We start from the raw sequence: 18397 nt of genomic DNA, 5'->3' as shown, positions 1-18397 counted from the left end.
GCGCTCTATGTCGGTTTACAGGAGTGAAGTCATGCCCAGTCATGAGATTGATTACCGCATCCTAGGCGAGTCCATGCAGGCGGTGGAAATCGGGCTTGACCCTGGTGAGACTGTGATCGCCGAAGCTGGCGCCATGACCTATATAGAAGAAGACATCGACTTCACTGCACGGATGGGTGATGGGTCCGGCGGCGTGCTAGGCAAGCTATGGAGCGCAGGCAAGCGCGTGATGGGAGGCGAGTCCCTGTTCATGACGCACTTTACCAATGAAGGTAAGCGCAAACGTCATGTGGCGTTTGCTGCGCCTTATCCAGGGCATGTTGTGCCCGTCGACTTGTCTGCCATTGGCGGTACGCTTTTCTGTCAGCGCGATGCCTTTCTTTGTGCTGCATTGGGGACGCGCGTAGGGGTCGCTTTTACCCGTCGATTGGGTGCCGGTTTTTTTGGTGGCGAGGGTTTCATTCTGGAAAAGCTGGAAGGCGATGGTCTGGCCTTCATGCACGCGGGCGGCACTGTCATCCGCAAGGAACTCAAGGGAGAGACCTTGCGGCTTGATACAGGATGCCTGGTCGGTTTTACCGAAGGAATCGACTACAGCATCGGATTGGCGGGTGGATTGCGAAGTATGCTTTTTGGAGGAGAGGGATTGGTGCTGACAACCTTGAAAGGACACGGCTCCGTCTGGGTCCAGACTCTCCCTTTTTCACGGCTCGCTGAACGTGTGTACGAGGCGACAACCAAGGCAAAGGGGGAAAAGAGTAGCGAGTAGTCTGTGAATGGCTAACAGAGGTTTGAATGAAAATCCATGTATGGCAAGGAGACATTACTGCGCTGGACGTTGATGTCATTGTTAACGCCGCGAATGAAAAGTTGCTGGGCGGCAGTGGCGTCGACGGTGCCATTCATCAGGCGGCGGGCCCTGATCTTCTTGCCTATTGCCAGCGGTTAGGAGGCTGCCCGACCGGGGAGGCCAAGCTTACACCAGGCTTTAATCTCCAGTCTCGCTTCATCATTCATACCGTGGGACCACTCTGGAAAGGGGGTGAGGCAGGCGAAGCCGAGCAGCTGGCGAGTTGTTATCGAAACACGTTGGCGCTGGCTGAGAGTATCGATGCCCGCACTATTGCCTTCCCAGCCATTAGCTGCGGCGCGTATGAATATCCTGCTGAGCAGGCTGCCTGTATCGCCGTATCGGTTTTGCACGAGCCCAGGCCCGAGGGCAGCTCAATCTGTGAGGTCATATTGGTGGCCTATTCGAGTGAAATGGCTAGCGTCTTGGCTGATGCCAAGGCAGGTCGATAGATAACCAGAACCAATAAAAAGCCCGGTATTAACCGGGCTTTTTGGGTTTGGCACCTATTACATGCGTGGTGCAACCGGGTTTGCGTCGTTGGAAATGGTCACTTCCACACGGCGGTTCATGGCACGATCGGCAGCGGTGGAGTTACTAGCCACCGGGAAGGATTTGCCATAACCACGGGTCACGATGCGGGTAGGCGAAATGCCCATGCTGACCAATGCAGTTTTGATGGCATTGGCCCGGCGCTCGGACAGCTGCTGGTTGTAAGAGTCAGAGCCTGTGCTATCGGTATAGCCTTCAACAATGACCTGACGCTCAGGGTTCTGCTGCAGGAACGTAGCCAGTTGCTGAACATTCGTCATGCCGGCTGGCTTGAGCGTTGCCTGGTTCAGATCAAACAGTACGTTACCAAACGTCACTACTGTGCCGCGTTCGGTCTGCTTGGCATTCAGCTGGCCTTGTAGCTGCTTGAGCTGAGCGGTACGAGCGTCCAGACGAGCCTGGGTACGCTGAGCGTCAACACCTTGCAGCTGCTGTTCAGTCATACGCAGCTTGACGGTCTGCATAGCCAGCTGAATACGCTGGTTAGCGAGGTAGGCCAGCTGATCGACTTTTTCCTCTTTATTGCCTTCTCGGTAGGCCTTGCTCGCCTTGTCTACCCACTCACCTGCATCTTTGGTTTCCAAAGCGGCTAGCTGGGATGCCTGAGGCTGTGCCTGCAGCGCTGCATAGTCAGCTTGGGCCTTTTCAAGGTTTGGGTTCGGTGGGGTGGAACAGGCAGCCAGGGCAATGCTCAAGGCAGATACGGCAGGGATAAGAAACTGTTTACGCATAACATTCATCCTTTAGGCATGAGACGGGAATGAGGGATGGGTCTTACTGCTGGCGTTGATTCTGCTTTTGCTGCAGTTCGCCGTTGATCATCCCTTCCTCGCGGATCTGCTGAATGCTCTTTTGAGCGTCCTGAAGGGCTGCCTCAGCCTTGGCTGCTTGAGTCTTACGGGTTGCTAGGCGCGCATCCCACTCAGCCTGTTCAGCCAAACGCTTGGCCTTTTCATAGTCCTTATTGCTTATCGCTGTTTGAGCCTGGGTCCACTTGTCTTGGGCGGACTTGGTTTCCAGCGGAGCGTACTGGTTACCGCCACCGCTTACAGCTTCATTGACTGCAGATTGAGTAACAGCCATCTGCGCACTAGGCGGATCGCCAGCGCAACCGGTCAATACCAATGCACTGCCTAATGCCAGTGCAGCGAGTTTCAACCCATAGGCCTTTTGTATCGATTTTTTGGCAGTCGATGTATTCATAGGGCTCAGCTCCATTAATAGTCCAAACAGCTAAAGTGTTCCCTGGCTGACAGGGTAGCCGAGGCCTTTTCCTACCTTCGCTAGTTATCGGATCGAAGGTTATTGACAAAAAGCCTCTGATTTACTGGCTAAACGTATGGACCGTCACAGGTCACGAAATGTTCATCCCTTGTCTAAAAATCCATAGCAGGCTAAGCGGTAAATTCATGTTTTTAAGCCGTAACAGCTTGTTCTGGCTAGGGTTATCAAGGCTTTGCCAATCATTTGGGAGAATCGGTTTTGCTGAGTGCATTCAAATGCTTTTTTGATAGCTCCAGAAAACGTGGCGTGGGGCCGGCATCTTCATAGAGCGGGTCACCTAACTCATCTGTGGCTATGACTTTCTGGCCTTTGACATAAGGAAAGTTGGCTTCGAGCTCTTCTAGCGCTGCACCTACCAACTCAGCCAAAAGCTCTTCCACGCTGCGCTTGGGATACATTTCATGGAGCGCATGCAACCGTGCCGCAGATTCAAGGTCCAGAACCAAGTTGTATTGCGTATGAGCCATACGACCTGTGGCGTTCTGCTCCCACTCCTGTACGAGCTCGCTGATCTTCATGAGAATCTCCTTCGCTTAACCGTTTCGTTGCCGTTCTACAAAAGCTAGACAGCAGAGTGTCGTATGAGGTCCCTGGCGCAGGTGTGCTAGAACAAGAAGTAGAGAACAACGAAAGAGGGATAAACATGGTCGTCGAGATTGATGTACGCCTGCGGGAAGATGTTCATCAACTGGGGGAGCTGCTAGGGCAGACCATTTCTGATCAGTACGGCCCCGCCTTTCTGGAAAAAATCGAGCGTATTCGTAAGGGTGCCAAGGCCTCACGCGGGGGCTCTACACGTGGCGAAAGGCAGTTATCCGAAACGCTCAACGCACTGGACGAGTCAGAATTGCTACCGGTTGCCAGAGCCTTCAACCATTTTCTGAACCTGGCCAATATTGCCGAGGAGTACCACCGTATTCGTCGGCGTAGTGCTGAAGAACCAGCACCTTTAGAAGATCGCGTGCTGGAAGAGGTACTGTCCCGACTCAAGCAAGCTGGGCACACCGGGCAGAAGCTTGCCGATCAGCTGTCTCAGCTCAATATCGAACTGGTTCTGACTGCGCATCCTACAGAGGTCGCTCGTAGGACATTGATCCAAAAGTACGAAGAAATTACCGAGCAACTGGCAGCTCAGGATCATGACGATTTAACGAAGGCTGAGCGGCAAGAGGTTCAGCAGCGATTGCGCCGTCTTATTGCCGAAGCCTGGCATACGGAAGAGATCCGCCGGCAGCGTCCTACGCCTGTTGACGAGGCCAAATGGGGGTTTGCAGTGATTGAAAACTCCCTTTGGCATGCTGTTCCCCGTCTGCTCCGACAGGTGGATGAAACCGTACAAAAAGCAACCGGAAGCCGTTTGCCCTTATTGGCAACGCCTATTCGTTTTGCGTCCTGGATGGGAGGGGACCGTGACGGCAACCCAAACGTAACAGCGGCAATAACACGGGAAGTGTTATTGCTGGCTCGATGGATGGCGGCCGATCTGTATATGCGTGACGTCGACCGCCTTGCCTCAGAACTCTCTATGCAGCGTGCTTCTGCTGAGCTCATGGCAGAGGTAGGTGATACACCGGAGCCTTATCGTGTTTTGCTCAAGCGATTACGCGAGCGACTCAAGGCTACTCGTGATTGGGCAGCCCGAGCCGTAAACGAGCCTCATGTACCTACTGTGGGTGTGCTGGAGCATAACGAAGAGCTGTTGAATCCTCTCAAGCTCTGCTATGAGTCGCTTCATGCCTGTGGCATGGGCGTTATTGCGGACGGGTCGCTATTAGACGCCTTACGCCGTGCCACTACCTTCGGGCTTTTCTTGGTTCGGTTGGATATTCGGCAGGACTCGACTCGTCATGCTTCAGCCATGAATGAGATTACAGAGTACCTGGGCATGGGTAGTTATGCTCAATGGGATGAAGCGAGGCGGTTAGCGTTTTTGGAAGCAGAGCTTTCCAGCCGCAGGCCCCTGCTGGCGCCGGATTATACGCCTTCGGCAGATACCGCCGAGGTACTCGCAACCTGCCGCGTGATTGCAGAGGCCCCTGCAGCGGCGCTGGGCTCATATGTCATCTCGATGGCAGGTGCAGCCTCCGATATCCTGGCAGTTCAGTTGTTGCTCAAGGAAGCTGGTGTACGCCGGCCCATACGGGTCGTTCCCCTGTTTGAGACATTGGACGATCTCGATCATGCCGGGCAAGTCATTGAAAGTTTGCTGGTGTTGCCAGGCTACCGCGAGCGACTTCAAGGCCCTCAGGAGGTCATGATTGGCTATTCTGACTCCGCTAAAGATGCCGGGACCTTGGCGGCAGCCTGGGCGCAATACCGCGCTCAGGAGGCATTGGTTGAGATCTGCAGCCGACAAGGAGTAGAGCTCATTTTGTTCCATGGCCGAGGGGGTACGGTAGGGCGTGGTGGCGGCCCTGCCCATGAAGCAATTCTTTCGCAGCCGCCGGGTTCGGTCAGCGGGCACTTCCGGGTAACGGAGCAGGGCGAGATGATTCGCTTCAAATTCGGACAGCCTGATATTGCACGGCAAAATCTCAATCTTTATCTGGCTGCTGTTCTAGAGGCTACGCTGCAACCACCTCCTGTGCCTGAGCCGGAGTGGCGAGCTGACATGGACCGCCTGGCGGCTGACAGCCTTAAAGCTTATCGCGGCGTAGTACGAGAGCATCCGCAATTCGTCGACTATTTCCGCAGGGCCACGCCCGAGCAGGAGCTTGGTCGCCTCCCATTGGGCAGTCGCCCGGCAAAGCGGCGTGAGGGTGGGGTAGAAAGCTTACGTGCCATCCCCTGGATCTTTGCCTGGACACAAACGCGTTTGATGTTACCGGCATGGCTCGGGTGGGAAACAGCCTTGACTCGTGCCTTGGAGAGGGGGGATGAGGCGCGGTTACAACACATGCGTGAGCGCTGGCCGTTCTTTCGTACTCGAATCGATATGCTGGAAATGGTCCTGGCAAAGGCCGATGGAGATATTGCGCAGCTGTACGATGAGCAATTGGTGCCAGAGCAATGGCGAGCATTAGGGCAGGAGCTCCGCGACCTGTTGTCGCAGGCGGAGCGCTCCGTGCTGCGTTTGACGGGGCAGGGTGAGCTGTTGGCACACAACCCTCAAACGCGTGCCTTTATTGCTGTCCGTAATATTTATCTAGACCCGCTACACCTGCTCCAGATCGAATTGCTGGAGCGTTCCCGGCAGGCTGGAGAGGGCGCGCCGAGTCCCTTGGATCAGGCCTTGCTAGTCAGTGTGGCAGGCATTGCAGCAGGCCTTCGCAACACGGGTTAAGCAGGGATCCTGTTATCCAAAAGTGTCCTGTCTGCTCCTCTTAGCGGAGCGGCAGGACCACTAGCCAGGCAATCCCTCCATTTCATCTGGAAAGTACGAATAAATCCCTGCGACTTTTAGTGGCTTGTGCCCCCTCGTGATGCTGTGTATTTTGAATCCCCTTGACCGTTAAACGGCCAGATAAAACATCGAGACAGCCTGGAATTAGCAATGGCTCTATTTAGCGAGCCACTCCAAGGCAAGTCCTGGATACCATCATTTAAGGAGCGACGTGCATGCGCGTGATACTGCTAGGGGCGCCCGGTGCCGGTAAAGGTACCCAGGCTCGGTTCATTACCGAGAAGTTTGGCATTCCGCAAATTTCCACTGGGGACATGCTGCGTGCCGCCGTCAAAGCCGGGACTCCGCTAGGTCAGCAGGTCAAAGGCGTCATGGACAGTGGTGGCCTGGTCTCTGACGAGATCATTATCGCTCTGATTTCTGAGCGCATTCTGGAAACCGATTGCTCCAACGGTTTTCTGTTTGATGGTTTTCCCCGCACCATCCCTCAGGCTGAAGCACTGAAGAATGCTGGCGTGACCATTGATCACGTGCTTGAAATTGCCGTAGACGATGAAGAGATCGTCAAGCGCATGTCGGGTCGCCGTGTGCATCCGGCCTCAGGTCGTGTGTATCACACGCTTTACAATCCGCCGAAAGTTGACGGCAAGGATGACGAAACCGGAGAAGATCTGGTTCAGCGTGAGGACGATAAGGAAGAAACCGTACGTAAGCGTCTGGATCTTTACCATTCCCAGACCAAGCCGCTGGTGGATTTCTATCAGAAACTGGCTAACGCTGAAGGCACGCCCAAGTGCAGCCGGGTTGAGGGCGTTGGGTCCGTTGAATCCATTACGGCCAAGGTGCTCGAGGCGCTTAAGTAAACGCGCTTCTGCCTGCTATCAAAACGGCCCTTTTCAGGGCCGTTTTTGTATCCAGTGATTAAGCACGATTAAGCCAAAAGGTTACTAAGCCACATAAGAATAGTTGAACTCTCCTTTCCCAGGCTGTGTCGTAATTATGTACACAATGAAATTAGGAGAACGCTATGAGCAGCACAACAGATAAGATTAAAGGCACTGCAAATGAAGTAGCGGGCAAAGCCAAGCAAGGTGTAGGTGACGCAACGGATAACCAGCATCTTAAAAACGAAGGCGATGCCCAAGAGATCAAGGGCAAGGGCCAGAAAGTAGTCGGCGACGTCAAAGATGGCGTTAAGAAAGCCGGCAACTTGTAAGTCATAGAGATTTGATCAACGGCCATCTTCGGATGGCCGTTGTCGTTTCTGGAACTTATACTGGCAGACTTTGCTGTTCTGTCTGGATAACCACTGATGCCTACGCTGTTGGCCATTGATACTGCTACCGAAGCCTGTTCTGTTGCGCTCCTGCATGAGGGAAGCGTCATGTGCCGCTATGAGGTTATTCCTCGAATGCATGCGCAGAAAGTGCTGCCTATGATTCAGGAACTCATGGCTGAGTCGGAGATTGCATTGTCAGCGGTGGATGCCATTGCATTTGGTCGCGGCCCTGGTGCATTTACAGGCGTACGAATTGCAATCGGTGTTGTTCAAGGCTTGGCGTTTGGCCTGGATCGCCCCGTACTGCCCGTTTCCAATTTGGCTGCGCTGGCGCAGCGGGCTTACCGGGAACGTGGTGTGAATCAGGTGGCGGCTGCTATTGATGCACGTATGGACGAAGTGTATTGGGGCTGTTATCGCCTGGAGCAAGAGGTCATGCAGTTAACAGGAGCTGAAGCGGTGCTTCCTCCTGAACAGGTTTATCTGCCGGAAACAGCTACCGGGGAATGGTTTGGCGCAGGCACAGGTTGGAGTTATGTTGGCCGAATGGTAGTACCTGTTACAGAGACCGACAGTAATCTTTTGCCTCATGCTAAAGATATCCTGACACTGGCGGTACCGGCTTGGACTCGCGGGGACGCCGTTCCAGCAGAGGAGGCGCAACCTGTCTATTTGCGTGATCAAGTTGCCACGCCTAAGCAGTCACGTTGAGCTAGCCTCGACAGCAGTAATCGACAAGCGGTAAAACCCTGCGGTGCTAGCGAGGTCAACTAGACAGACTGTTGATTTCATAGCCCGTGTGGTACTAGGGATTGTTTGCTAGAAGCGGACAATCCCATACAGTGTTGATACTGGCAAAAGGGCATTAATCATGCGTATCGATAGCTATACCTCTTCTTATTCGCTTGATCGTCCCGGTCGTAATCGGGCGGACAGCTCATATCATGAGATACAACATGAAGAAGAGGTCCGCCGTGAGCAACCTGTTGCAGGCAATACCTCTTCGCAGGGATTGGGCAATGCGCCGCTGATCCGTCGGGTCGAGTCGGCCCAGCCAGGCGATGAGATTACAAGCGATGCTCAGTTATTGACTGCTCGAGAGTACGTTCTCTATGAACAGTCAATCAGCGCCCGTAGCGCGCGTGCTATTGCCAGTTATGACAGTATTGCCATGCTGCCACGAGATACTGGAGCTGCTCAGGTAGTAGGCCTGGACTTATACGTCTAAATCCAATGCTGCCTTACTATATTGGCTGCCCGTCGTGGAGTGATCCTCACTGGCGTGGCTCGCTCTATCCGGCTTCCACACGTGCTTCGGAATTTCTTCCACGCTATGCTCAAGTGTTTAATGCTGTAGAAGGAAACACAACCTTCTATGCTGAGCCCTCCCTTGAGACGGTGGCGCGCTGGGCCGAGTTAATGCCTGATCACTTCCGTTTCTGCGCCAAGTTTCCCCGTGAAGTCAGTCATGATGGTGATTTGAGGGCCTGCCTGTCACAGGCTCATTCCTTCATGCAGTTGCTGTCTCCTTTGGGAACGCGTGTCAGTCCGTATTGGCTTCAGTTCCCTTCCAGTTTTGGCCCAAGGCGATTAACAGAACTGGCTGATTTCCTCGATGCGCTACCGTCCTCTGGGCGTGTTGCTGTAGAGGTACGGCACGACGATTTTTTCAGCAAAGGCATGGCTGAGCGTGAGCTCAATAATTTGCTGATGGAAAGAAATGTAGAGCGTATTGGGTTGGATTCACGTGCATTGTTTAGCAGCGCGCCTGTATCCGAGGTCATTCGAGACGCACAGGCAAAAAAGCCTCGCGTCCCTGTTCGTGTCCCTGCTTTTACCGGCTCGCCGCAGATTCGCTTCATTGGCCGTCTGGAACTTGAAGCTAACGACACCTATCTAGAGCCTTGGGTGAACAAATTTGCAGAATGGATCAAAGAGGGGCGTACTCCTTATATTTTCCTGCATACACCTGACAATCGGCATGCACCTGAGCTAGCCATGCGTTTTCACGCGCAGCTTCAAGAGCGCCTGCCGGAACTGCCACCACTGCCAGTCATGGCTGAGCCTGTCGAGCAACTAGGTTTGCTTTAGTGGGTCATGACCTTTAACCGTCAGGACAGGTATGCGTTACGTATTCGCTCTACTGTGCTTGGCCGCTATTACCGCCGGGATTGGCTTGGCTTATGACTGGATTCGTGTTCCCACCCAGTGGAATCCGTTCAAGCCGCTTGATATAAGGCAGCCGCCTAATCTTCTGACGCGCTACAAGTTAATGAGATTGCAGCACGATCCTGAGCTTTGCGCTCAGGCGCTGCAGACCTCACCCTTACGCTATGCGCAGATGCCTGCCAATGCAGGTAGCAAGCAGTGTCCCTTGGAAAATGTAGTTAGGGTCCAGCGCTCCGATGTAGCCTTTAGCGGCAGCTTTCTGGCAACTTGCCCTTTGGCTACAGCCTATGCCTTGTTCGAGCTGCACACGCTGCAGCCAGCGGCAGAAGCAGTCTTCGGTCAGCGTGTCGCCAGTGTCGAACATTTTGGAAGTTTCGCCTGCCGCAACATTTACAACCGTACCAATGCCCGTCGTAGCGAGCATGCCACAGCCAATGCTTTAGACCTTGCAGGTTTTCGCCTGGAAAACGGACAGCGCATTACGGTCGCTCGTGATTGGAAAGGGGATGACAACAAGGCCCGCTTTTTACGTTTACTCCGAGAGGGCGCCTGTAAATCCTTCAATACGACACTGTCTCCTGATTACAACAGGGCGCACTATGATCACTTTCATCTTGATATGGGCGGTTTCCATGTCTGCCGCTAAACGTGCCTATCTGCCAGCGCTCTGGCAGAATGCCGTTTTTGCCCGTCCATCTTTCTTGCCATGACTATCGATCCCAGTACTGCTGCCGTTTCTATCCAATCCCTCAATGCTTTATGGCAGGATCAGGCACATGCCCTAGGCTTGCAGTTAAATTTGCCGGTCTCCCAGGAGCCTGAAACCGACTTTGCGCTTCAGTTGGGTGATTCAGGGCTTCAACTGGTTCAGCGTGGTCCCGATGCGCCGGGGCCTGTACGGGTCGATCTTCTAGAGGGCGCAGCGGCTCACCGTCGGCGCTTTGGAGGCGGCAGTGGGCAAATGATTGCCAAAGCAGTCGGTGTTGGAACAGGTATCCGTCCTAGTGTTCTGGACGCTACGGCTGGTCTGGGCCGTGATGCGTTCGTACTTGCCACACTGGGTTGCACGGTCAGATTGGTTGAGCGCCAACCTTTGATTGCAGCTTTGCTTGAAGATGGCCTTCGCCGTGCTGCATACGATGAGGAGGTTGGTGCTATCGTGGCACGCATGACACTTCTCAAAGGAAATGCCATTGAGCTGATGCAACAGATGAGCGAGGCGCCTCAGGTTATTTACCTTGATCCCATGTTTCCTCATCGCGATAAGTCTGCCTTGGTAAAAAAAGAGATGCGTATCTTTCGCCCACTGGTAGGTGATGATCCCGATGCACCCGCCCTGCTTGAGGCAGCTCTTAGACTTGCCACTCATCGCGTGGTGGTTAAGCGTCCGCGCAAGGCACCTCCCATTGAAGGTGCCAAACCTAGCTATAGTCTGGATGGCAAGTCCAGCCGGTATGACATCTATCCTAAAAAAGCATTGGGTAAAGACTAGTTAGCCACTCGGCGTAACCATAGTCGGTAGACCGGCTGCGCAAGAAAGAGGACCAGTAGTAAGCGCAGCACCTGCATGGCTGTTACTAATGGCACCATTAAGTGCAGTGCCTCGGCCGTGAGGCTCATCTCAGCGATGCCGCCCGGTACCATCCCTAGCAGCAGCGAGCGAGCGTCGAGTTCTGTCAGCCAGCCCAGCCCGGCTGCAATGGGAGCAGCAATGAGGATAGCCATAAGTGTAGCCAGGACTGTGCGTGCCATGAAGGCTGGCGCCTGGCGAAAGAAGGGGCGATCAAAATAACAACCTAATGAACTCCCGATTAGCCATTGACCAACATCACCTGCGCCTGCAGGCAAACCGATATTTAGATTAAATGTCACGCTGGTAGCAATGCTAACCAGCAGGGCACCCAACTGCCATGCATTAGGCAGTCGCAGCTTTTGAAAGATGAACGCCAAGCCTGCGCCAACCAACATAATGGGCAGTAACCAGAAATAATTGACTTCAACAGCATGCAGAGCGACAGGAGACTCGCCTGCAAATAGATATTTATAGGCTGCCGGCACACTGAGTAGAACAAAAACCATCCTCAAGCTTTGGGCGGCGGCTACCCGGGCCAGGATGGCGTCGTTTCGCTTGGCCAGATTAACCATTTCATTTGCGCCGCCTGGCATGCTGGCAAAAAAGGCAGTAGCGCGATCTTCACCACTGCGTCGCAATAAAACGATGCCTATCACGCTGGCGGTTACAGTTAAAACAGTACCCAATACGATAACCAGAGCATGCGTTGCAATCTGTTCGACAATGGCCTGGTTGAAGTGAAGGCCGATACCTGTAGCAATTACCCATTGGCCTCCCTTGCGGGCATGAGGCATCTCCTGGGTTAGCCAGCCGCAACAGCGGATGGCTATGACGCCCAGGAGCGAGCCAATCATCCAGGGTAGAGGCCAGTGCGCAAGGCTGGCCAGGTATCCGCCCAATGCTCCGGCCAGGGGAGTCACCCACCACAACCGGAGCGAAGCGGCTAACGTGTGATAAGAGCGCTTCACTGTATCGCTTTTGCCTCTGTCACACGTTGGCCATATGGGCTTTACGGCGAAGAGAGCGACGACGCCAGATTCGAATCATGGGCAGGATCAGCATAACGATGGCTAGCAGCCATACCACCTGGCTAATGCCACTGGACCAGAGAATGTCCATGCTGCCGTTGGAGATTGACAGTGCCCGCCGCAGGTTCTGCTCCATCAAGCCGCCCAGGATGAAACCCAACAGTAAGGGTGACAGTGGGAAATCCAGCTTGCGTAGGATGTATCCAAGGATCCCGATAATGACCATGAGGATCAGGTCAAACGTCGTGGCATGTACAGCATAAACGCCGATTGACGTGATGATGGCGATGATAGGTACCAGCGCCCAGTTTGGTACGGCCAGGATCTTGGTAAAGACCTTGATCATCGGTACGTTCAGAATGAGCAGCATCACGTTCGCGATGAACAACGAAGCAATCAAACCCCAGACGAGCGTAGGTTCATTTTGGAACAGAAGCGGGCCAGGGGTAATGTTGTACAGCGTGAGGGCGCCAATCATGACCGCGGTAGTACCCGATCCTGGAACACCCAGGGTTAGCATGGGAATCATGGCGCCACAGCAGGATGCGCCAATGGCCGTTTCCGGTGCAGCAAGACCACGCAGGTCTCCCTTACCAAACTCTCCCTTTTCACCTGCCATGCGTTTTTCTGTCATGTAGGCGAGGGCACTGGCAAGTGTTGCTCCGGCACCGGGCAGTACGCCCATGACAAAGCCGCTTACCGCACAGCGCAGGTTGGTTAGAAATACCGACTTGGCTTCACGAAAGTTGAACAACATGCGGCCTGTGGCTTTAACCGCATCCTGGCCGTGATGGGTCTTCTCGAGCAGTAATAACACTTCGCTTACCGAGAACAGACCCAAGACCAGTACAACGAATTGAATACCGTCAGCCAGGTGAATGCTGTCGAACGTAAAACGATAAACGCCACTGTTGGCATCAATGCCTATAGCAGCCAGGAAAAGGCCAAGCAGCGAGGCGACAAGGGTCTTGATGGGTTTGTCTCCCGCCATGCCGGCCAGACAAACGATCGCAAATACCATCAGGGCGAAGTATTCGGCAGGGCCAAAGGCAATCGCCCATTTGGCAAGCAGCGGAGCAAAAAGCACCATGCCGCATGTGGCAATAAAAGCGCCAATAAAGGAGCTCCATGCTGACAGGGATAAAGCAACGCCAGCCAAGCCTTTTCGGGCTAACGGATAACCGTCCAGAGTGGTCATGAGCGTTGAGGCTTCACCAGGAATGTTCAGCAGGATCGACGAGATACGGCCGCCATATTCACAACCAAGGTAAACCGCAGCCAAAAGAATCAAGGCTGACTCAGGGGGTAGGCCTAGTGCAAAGGCTACCGGAATCAACAAGGCGACCCCGTTGATAGGGCCGAGGCCAGGGAGCAGACCAACCACGGTTCCGATCAGTGTGCCGACCAATGCAATAATAAGGTTGGTAGGTGTCAAGGCGACACCGAAGCCTTGGGCAAGAAAATTCAGGGTTTCCATCTCAAATCTCCAGGCCGTCTAGGATGCCCAATGGCAGCGGGACGTCCAGAATGCGATCGAACAGGATGTATAGGCAGATAGACATGACAATGCTGGTTACAAGGCTGGGCAACCAGCGCCCACCGTAGAGTCGAGCAAATAAAAAACCTGCAACGATGCTGCTGGGCACAAAGCCGAACGGCTCGAATAGCAGCGCATAAGCCAGGAGCAGAAGAATGCAGCTGACTACCTTGCGCGCAGTGGGCGCATCCATGGGCTTTTCGTCATGAGCGTGGTCGATCGGCGTCGGCTTGATCAAAAGATAGGCCAACCCTGCTGACATCAATCCCAGCATCAACATTGGATAGGCACGTGGGCCAACCGGCTCGTAGGAAAAGGGCGCTTGGTAATCCAAGGCAAGGTACATCATGACCAGGCCGGCAATTAGCCAGACACCCAGAAAGAGGCGTTGAAAAAGCATGGCATTTCCCTCGGACGCTCCGCTCAGGCGGAGCGTCAGGTAGCGTTATTGGATCAGGCCAAACTCTTTGGCCATGCCACGGTACTTGGCGACTTCTTTTTGTACGTAGGCATCCAGTTCGCTGCCAGTCATGGCGAAAGGGAAAAGCTCGCGCTGATCGCGTAACTTGGCGAAGTCATCAGAGGCCAGCAGCTTGTCGAAGGAGGCCTTCCACCAGTTGTAGTCTTCATCACTGACTTTTGGGCCAAGGTAGTAACCGCGAACTACCGGCCATACGATGTCATACCCTTGTTCGCGAGCTGTAGGGATATCAGCCATGGCAGACTCATTCAGGCGGTTTTCGGAAAATACCGCAAGGATTCTCATGTCACCGCTTTCAATGTGCGGCATGGAGTCGGAAATATCCGTACTGCCCACCTGAATGTGGCCACCCAACAAGGCCGTTGCGATTTCACCGCCCCCTTCTAATGAGACGTAACGCAGGTCGCGTGGATTGATGCCAGCTGCTTTGGCAACAAGGGCTGTCTGCATCCAATCCTGACTACCAACGGTTCCGCCCGAACCAATGACAACTTTGCTCGGATCCTTTTTCAGGGCTTCGACCAGATCACCAAGAGTTTTGTAAGGGGAGTCGCTCTTCACTGCGATGGCGCCGTAACTTGTTCCTACTGCTGCCAGCCATCTGACTGCTTTTTCATCGAAGCGACCAAACTTGCCTTGCGCCAGATTGAGCAAGGAGCCGCTTGAGAAGGCAACGATTGTTCCTCCGTCCTTTGGTCGTTGCGCGACGACTGTGTTGTAAGCCACCGCGCCTACGCCGCCAGGCATGTAGGTCACACGCATGGGCTTCTCTAGCAGCTTGGCATTTACCAGGGCGCTCTGAGCAAGTTTGCATGTCAGGTCGAAGCCGCCACCAGGCGAGGCCGGCGCAATACATTCGGGACGTTTTGGCTCTGCCATCAGTTGAGTAGAGAGCAGGGCGCATACAGCAGTAACTGCTAGGGGACGTAAGGATAAAGCCATGATTATCTCCTTTTGTTTTTATAGTGCAGAACTACAGCAGGACGAACTGATGCCGTTCCTGAAACAGAGTTGCTTCAGTTAAAAGCGGATACGTAAATAGAAAGAGCGCTTGAACGTTGATGTAAATGCGCAGGTAGGGAAGTTTCTGGCAAGGCAGGGCAAGGCAGGGCAAGGCAGGGCAAGGACGCCGACTGGTCTGCATGATCTAAGTCCGTTTTGTTGTTTTTGTAGCGGCCTTTCACAGGTAGAAGGCCTTATTAGATTGATCGTAGTGGTACAAGCTTTCACGAAGCTTTCAATCTGAAAGCTTCTAGACCATTTATCTGTTGCTCTGGGTACACTGAGACGATCTAACAAGAATCTGGAGAATCGAGTGCGTATCTTGCTCGTCGAAGATCATTTGTCGCTGGCTGAAAGCGTGGCACAAGCGCTGAAAGGGGAAGGCTGGACCGTTGACGTCATTAATGACGGAATTGCGGCTGATCTGGCGCTGGCCAGTGAGGAATACGCATTGGCCATTCTGGATGTTGGATTGCCACGAATGGATGGATTCGAAATTCTGGCCCGTCTTCGAGAGCGCGGTAATCGCTTGCCAGTATTAATGCTGACGGCACGTGGAGAAGTAAAGGATCGGGTTCAGGGGCTTAACTTGGGGGCTGATGATTACCTCGCCAAACCATTTGAACTTACTGAGCTTGAAGCCCGAGTCAAGGCGCTGCTTCGGCGTAGCGTACTGGGAGGCGAGCGTCAGCAACGTTGTGGCCCTCTGGTTTATGATCTTAATACTCGACGCTTTACACTTGATAATGAACCGCTAACCCTGACCTCTCGCGAGCAAGCGGTACTCGGCATCCTGATTGCCCGGCCGGGGCGTGTCATGAGCAAGGAGCAATTGGCTTCTCAGGTTTTTGGCCTGGATGAGGAGGCCAGCCCCGAGGCGATCGAAATCTATATACACCGACTGCGCAAGAAGCTCGAGACCAGCGCTGTTCGCATTATAACCTTCAGGGGCCTGGGCTACTTACTGGAGTTTTCAGGTGCTTGAGCGGGAAGAAACCCTATCGGCAAGACAAGACAGTTCTGAGGCCAACAGCAGTATCGTCATTGATGGAAGCCTTCGGGGACGGCTGTTGGGACGCCTGGCTGCTCTGCTTGCCCTGCTGTTAATCGTTAGTAGTCTTAGTGCCTACATCAATGGCCGGCAGGTAGCCGACACAGCCTATGATCGAACCCTCTTGGCGTCAGCGAGAACCATTGCAGCCGGGTTGTCCGCCGCTGATGGTACCTTGAGGGCTGATATCCCTTACGTTGCGCTGGATACCTTTGCTTATGACAGTGCAGGCCGAATTTATTATCAGGTGCTTGACATCGAGGGACGTCTGACGTCCGGTTACGAAAATCTTCCGGCGCCGCCACCTGATGCGCCACTAACTCAGGATTATCCTGCCTTGGCGCGTTTTTATGACAGCCATTACCGAGGTCAAGGGGTAAGGGTTGTAAGCCTGATGCAGCCTGTCAGCGAGACCAATATGAATGGTATGGCTGAGATACGGGTTGCGGAGACAGAGCAAGCCCGTGAAAACATGGCACGTAGCCTACTGATCGATACCTTATTGCGGCTCTGCCTTCTTTCCATCGGTGCCTTGCTATTGGTCTGGTGGGTTGTGAGCGTAGCGCTTCAACCACTTGAGCGGTTAAGGGCTGCGGTGGAAGAGCGTCAGGCGGATGATCTGCGACCGTTACCCAAAGTTGTAATTCAGCGTGAGTTATTTCCTCTGGTAGGTGCGTTAAATCAATTTACCGTCAGGCTACGAGCGCTTTTTGAGCGACAGGCTCAATTCATTGCTGACGCTGCGCACGAATTACGTACCCCGCTGGCCGCTCTGAAAGCCCGCCTGGAATTAGGCGTACGGGAACAGGACCCGCAACAGTGGCGTGCGACACTCCTGGATGCTCAGCGCAATACGGACCGTTTGGCCCACCTTGCTAACCAGCTTTTGTCCTTGGCCAGGATTGAAAGCGGGGCGCAAGCAATTGCTGAAGGCGGAGCAGAGCGTATCGAGTTAGGCGCATTGGCCAGAGATCTTGGGCTTGCGCTTGCTCCGCTGGCCTATAAACGAGGTGTTTCGCTGGAGTTAGAGGCGGAAACTGAAGTGTGGGTAAAAGGAGAGCCAACTCTGCTTAATGAGCTGTTATCGAATCTCATCGATAATGCACTGGTCCATACGTCTGAGAACGGTACGGTCATTATCCGGGTGCTGACGCCCTGTATCCTTGAGGTTGAAGACGACGGTCCCGGTATTCCTGCTGATGCTCGGGCCCATGTATTCGAACGCTTTCATCGGCTAGATCCTCAGCGAGGCGGTGCAGGGTTGGGATTGGCTATCGTGGGAGAGATCTGCCGCGCTCATCAGGCGAGTATCGCTTTACATGACGGCGCGGCAGGGGGGCTGCGTGTAAGGGTTACGTTCCCCGACGAGCGTGTGATCCCCAACATCGATTGGACAGCTTATTGAAGGAAGTGCTTTGACTGCTCCAGGGCTTCCCCTAAATCCTTATCCGCCTTAATGTCCACGGAAGGGTCCAGGCCTAACTTCTTGAAAGAATCAATGTGTGTCCAGTCCAGCTTGGTTAACGGGTGCTCTGTGCCGTTAAGGCTTTGCAGGTAAGCAACCTGAACAATGTCGGCGTAATCCACCTTGGGTAAGTTGCGCTCAAAGTTCAGATAATCCTCGGGTACATTGGCAATGGATTCCTGAAAATCCCAAGCTTGCAGAATGCGTTTTCCAATCTTGGGATGGATCTCTTCGATTACACGATCCAGTGTAAGCGAGTTGGCCAAGAGAGCACTGTGTTCTTCGGCATAGGTCAGGATGGGAAGCACACCAATCTGATGTACCAGACCCGCCAGCGTGGCTTGGTCAGGAGAGAGTCGAGTAAAGTGCTTACACAGGACATAACTGATCCCTGCAATCTCCGTACTTTTGGCCCATACCTCACGCATCTTGCGATCAACCGCGTCAGTAGTAGCCTGGAACATCTGCTCCATCGCAAGTCCGATGGCAAGATTGCAGGTGTAATTGATGCCCAGTCGATTGATGGCAGTATGAAGATCCGTAATTTCAGTACTGATCCTTAATAGCGGACTGTTTACTACTTTGATAATCCGCGCCGTCAATGCAGTATCGTTACCGATAAGCCTGCCCATGTCTGCGCTTGTAACATCCGGGTCTTCAGCTGCCTCACGAACACGCAAGGCCACTTCAGGCAGCGTTGGCAAAACCAGCTGATCGTTTTCAATGGCCTCATTGAGCTCTTGAGCTACCTGTTCGGCAAGCATGATCATTATTTGTCCCTCG

20 protein-coding genes are annotated in these 18397 nt (G+C 53.7%); 12 read left to right on the top strand and 8 right to left on the bottom strand.

Annotated elements, in window-relative coordinates; genetic code table 11:
* Positions 1–31: 31 nt before the first annotated feature.
* Complete coding sequence (locus IEX86_RS00170) at positions 32–769, top strand: TIGR00266 family protein (protein WP_188864067.1); 738 nt, start codon at positions 32–34, stop codon at positions 767–769.
* 26 nt (positions 770–795) lie between these two features.
* Complete coding sequence (locus tag IEX86_RS00165) at positions 796–1302, top strand: O-acetyl-ADP-ribose deacetylase (protein ID WP_188864066.1); 507 nt, start codon at positions 796–798, stop codon at positions 1300–1302.
* A 57-nt stretch (positions 1303–1359) separates the two neighbouring features.
* Here IEX86_RS00165 and lptF read toward each other — a convergent pair whose 3' ends face one another.
* From lptF to IEX86_RS00150, 3 genes are all read right to left on the bottom strand, one after another.
* Positions 1360–2133: a lipotoxin F family OmpA-related lipoprotein LptF gene (gene lptF, locus IEX86_RS00160; RefSeq protein WP_188864065.1), complete on the bottom strand. Its 774-nt coding sequence runs from the start codon at positions 2131–2133 to the stop codon at positions 1360–1362.
* A gap of 43 nt (positions 2134–2176) precedes the next feature.
* A complete protein-coding gene (locus tag IEX86_RS00155; protein WP_188864064.1) occupies positions 2177–2620 on the bottom strand; it encodes a DUF4398 domain-containing protein in 444 nt (147 codons plus the stop codon).
* A gap of 245 nt (positions 2621–2865) precedes the next feature.
* Entirely contained in the window at positions 2866–3204 is a 339-nt protein-coding gene (locus IEX86_RS00150) for a pilin assembly protein (protein WP_188864063.1), read from the bottom strand.
* A gap of 125 nt (positions 3205–3329) precedes the next feature.
* On the opposite strand from IEX86_RS00150, the gene ppc reads away from it, so the two are divergent.
* The 8 genes from ppc (at position 3330) to IEX86_RS00110 (ending at position 10969) form a co-directional block, all read left to right on the top strand.
* A complete protein-coding gene (gene ppc / locus IEX86_RS00145) occupies positions 3330–5969 on the top strand; it encodes a phosphoenolpyruvate carboxylase (protein WP_188864062.1) in 2640 nt (879 codons plus the stop codon).
* A 275-nt stretch (positions 5970–6244) separates the two neighbouring features.
* Positions 6245–6892 carry an adenylate kinase gene (gene adk / locus IEX86_RS00140; RefSeq protein WP_188864061.1) on the top strand — a complete coding sequence of 216 codons (648 nt, stop codon included), beginning with the start codon at positions 6245–6247 and terminating at the stop codon, positions 6890–6892.
* A gap of 164 nt (positions 6893–7056) precedes the next feature.
* Positions 7057–7245 (top strand): CsbD family protein, encoded by a 189-nt coding sequence (locus tag IEX86_RS00135; protein WP_188864060.1) that lies wholly within the window; start codon positions 7057–7059, stop codon positions 7243–7245.
* Positions 7246–7341: 96 nt separating this feature from the next.
* Positions 7342–8019, top strand: a complete 678-nt coding sequence (tsaB, locus tag IEX86_RS00130) for a tRNA (adenosine(37)-N6)-threonylcarbamoyltransferase complex dimerization subunit type 1 TsaB (RefSeq protein ID WP_188864059.1) — start codon at positions 7342–7344, stop codon at positions 8017–8019.
* Between the two features lie 160 nt (positions 8020–8179).
* Complete coding sequence (locus tag IEX86_RS00125; RefSeq protein ID WP_188864058.1) at positions 8180–8536, top strand: hypothetical protein; 357 nt, start codon at positions 8180–8182, stop codon at positions 8534–8536.
* Positions 8537–8541: 5 nt separating this feature from the next.
* Positions 8542–9399, top strand: a complete 858-nt coding sequence (locus IEX86_RS00120) for a DUF72 domain-containing protein (protein ID WP_188864057.1) — start codon at positions 8542–8544, stop codon at positions 9397–9399.
* 31 nt (positions 9400–9430) lie between these two features.
* Entirely contained in the window at positions 9431–10123 is a 693-nt protein-coding gene (locus IEX86_RS00115) for an extensin-like domain-containing protein (RefSeq protein ID WP_188864056.1), read from the top strand.
* Between the two features lie 60 nt (positions 10124–10183).
* Positions 10184–10969: a class I SAM-dependent methyltransferase gene (locus tag IEX86_RS00110; RefSeq protein ID WP_188864055.1), complete on the top strand. Its 786-nt coding sequence runs from the start codon at positions 10184–10186 to the stop codon at positions 10967–10969.
* On the opposite strand, the gene IEX86_RS00105 is transcribed toward IEX86_RS00110, so the two are convergent.
* From IEX86_RS00105 to IEX86_RS00090, 4 genes are read right to left on the bottom strand one after another with little or no spacing between them, the layout of a single operon-like run.
* Positions 10966–12018, bottom strand: a complete 1053-nt coding sequence (locus IEX86_RS00105) for an AbrB family transcriptional regulator (protein WP_229685221.1) — start codon at positions 12016–12018, stop codon at positions 10966–10968. The genes IEX86_RS00110 and IEX86_RS00105 overlap by 4 nt on opposite strands.
* A gap of 19 nt (positions 12019–12037) precedes the next feature.
* Complete coding sequence (locus tag IEX86_RS00100) at positions 12038–13555, bottom strand: tripartite tricarboxylate transporter permease (protein WP_188864054.1); 1518 nt, start codon at positions 13553–13555, stop codon at positions 12038–12040.
* A 1-nt stretch (position 13556) separates the two neighbouring features.
* Positions 13557–14015: a tripartite tricarboxylate transporter TctB family protein gene (locus IEX86_RS00095; RefSeq protein ID WP_188864053.1), complete on the bottom strand. Its 459-nt coding sequence runs from the start codon at positions 14013–14015 to the stop codon at positions 13557–13559.
* Positions 14016–14060: 45 nt separating this feature from the next.
* The gene (locus IEX86_RS00090; protein WP_188864734.1) at positions 14061–15044 is read right to left on the bottom strand and encodes a Bug family tripartite tricarboxylate transporter substrate binding protein; all 984 of its coding nucleotides are present in this window, start codon (positions 15042–15044) and stop codon (positions 14061–14063) included.
* A gap of 367 nt (positions 15045–15411) precedes the next feature.
* Between IEX86_RS00090 and tctD the strand changes: the two genes are divergently transcribed.
* Entirely contained in the window at positions 15412–16083 is a 672-nt protein-coding gene (gene tctD, locus IEX86_RS00085; RefSeq protein WP_188864052.1) for a two-component system response regulator TctD, read from the top strand.
* 52 nt (positions 16084–16135) lie between these two features.
* Entirely contained in the window at positions 16136–17554 is a 1419-nt protein-coding gene (tctE, locus tag IEX86_RS00080; RefSeq protein WP_188864733.1) for a two-component system sensor histidine kinase TctE, read from the top strand.
* Here tctE and IEX86_RS00075 read toward each other — a convergent pair.
* Positions 17548–18384: an HDOD domain-containing protein gene (locus IEX86_RS00075; RefSeq protein WP_188864051.1), complete on the bottom strand. Its 837-nt coding sequence runs from the start codon at positions 18382–18384 to the stop codon at positions 17548–17550. The genes tctE and IEX86_RS00075 overlap by 7 nt on opposite strands.
* Positions 18385–18397 lie beyond the last annotated feature (13 nt).

It is taken from the genome of Pseudomonas asuensis (genome assembly GCF_014646755.1).
Classification (GTDB): Bacteria; Pseudomonadota; Gammaproteobacteria; order Pseudomonadales; family Pseudomonadaceae; genus Chryseomonas; species Chryseomonas asuensis.
The sequence above is the reverse complement of the archived record's forward strand: the minus strand, read 5'-3'. Positions and strand labels throughout refer to the sequence as shown.

Excerpts from the sequence above, each read along its gene's own strand:
- IEX86_RS00170 (WP_188864067.1), top strand. The coding sequence starts at position 32 with ATGCCCAGTCATGAGATTGATTACCGCATCCTAGGCGAGTCCATGCAG.
- IEX86_RS00165 (WP_188864066.1), top strand. The coding sequence starts at position 796 with ATGAAAATCCATGTATGGCAAGGAGACATTACTGCGCTGGACGTTGAT.
- lptF (WP_188864065.1), bottom strand. The coding sequence starts at position 2,133 with ATGCGTAAACAGTTTCTTATCCCTGCCGTATCTGCCTTGAGCATTGCC.
- IEX86_RS00155 (WP_188864064.1), bottom strand. The coding sequence starts at position 2,620 with ATGGAGCTGAGCCCTATGAATACATCGACTGCCAAAAAATCGATACAA.
- IEX86_RS00150 (WP_188864063.1), bottom strand. The coding sequence starts at position 3,204 with ATGAAGATCAGCGAGCTCGTACAGGAGTGGGAGCAGAACGCCACAGGT.
- ppc (WP_188864062.1), top strand. The coding sequence starts at position 3,330 with ATGGTCGTCGAGATTGATGTACGCCTGCGGGAAGATGTTCATCAACTG.
- adk (WP_188864061.1), top strand. The coding sequence starts at position 6,245 with ATGCGCGTGATACTGCTAGGGGCGCCCGGTGCCGGTAAAGGTACCCAG.
- IEX86_RS00135 (WP_188864060.1), top strand. The coding sequence starts at position 7,057 with ATGAGCAGCACAACAGATAAGATTAAAGGCACTGCAAATGAAGTAGCG.
- tsaB (WP_188864059.1), top strand. The coding sequence starts at position 7,342 with ATGCCTACGCTGTTGGCCATTGATACTGCTACCGAAGCCTGTTCTGTT.
- IEX86_RS00125 (WP_188864058.1), top strand. The coding sequence starts at position 8,180 with ATGCGTATCGATAGCTATACCTCTTCTTATTCGCTTGATCGTCCCGGT.
- IEX86_RS00120 (WP_188864057.1), top strand. The coding sequence starts at position 8,542 with ATGCTGCCTTACTATATTGGCTGCCCGTCGTGGAGTGATCCTCACTGG.
- IEX86_RS00115 (WP_188864056.1), top strand. The coding sequence starts at position 9,431 with ATGCGTTACGTATTCGCTCTACTGTGCTTGGCCGCTATTACCGCCGGG.
- IEX86_RS00110 (WP_188864055.1), top strand. The coding sequence starts at position 10,184 with ATGACTATCGATCCCAGTACTGCTGCCGTTTCTATCCAATCCCTCAAT.
- IEX86_RS00100 (WP_188864054.1), bottom strand. The coding sequence starts at position 13,555 with ATGGAAACCCTGAATTTTCTTGCCCAAGGCTTCGGTGTCGCCTTGACA.
- IEX86_RS00095 (WP_188864053.1), bottom strand. The coding sequence starts at position 14,015 with ATGCTTTTTCAACGCCTCTTTCTGGGTGTCTGGCTAATTGCCGGCCTG.
- IEX86_RS00075 (WP_188864051.1), bottom strand. The coding sequence starts at position 18,384 with ATGATCATGCTTGCCGAACAGGTAGCTCAAGAGCTCAATGAGGCCATT.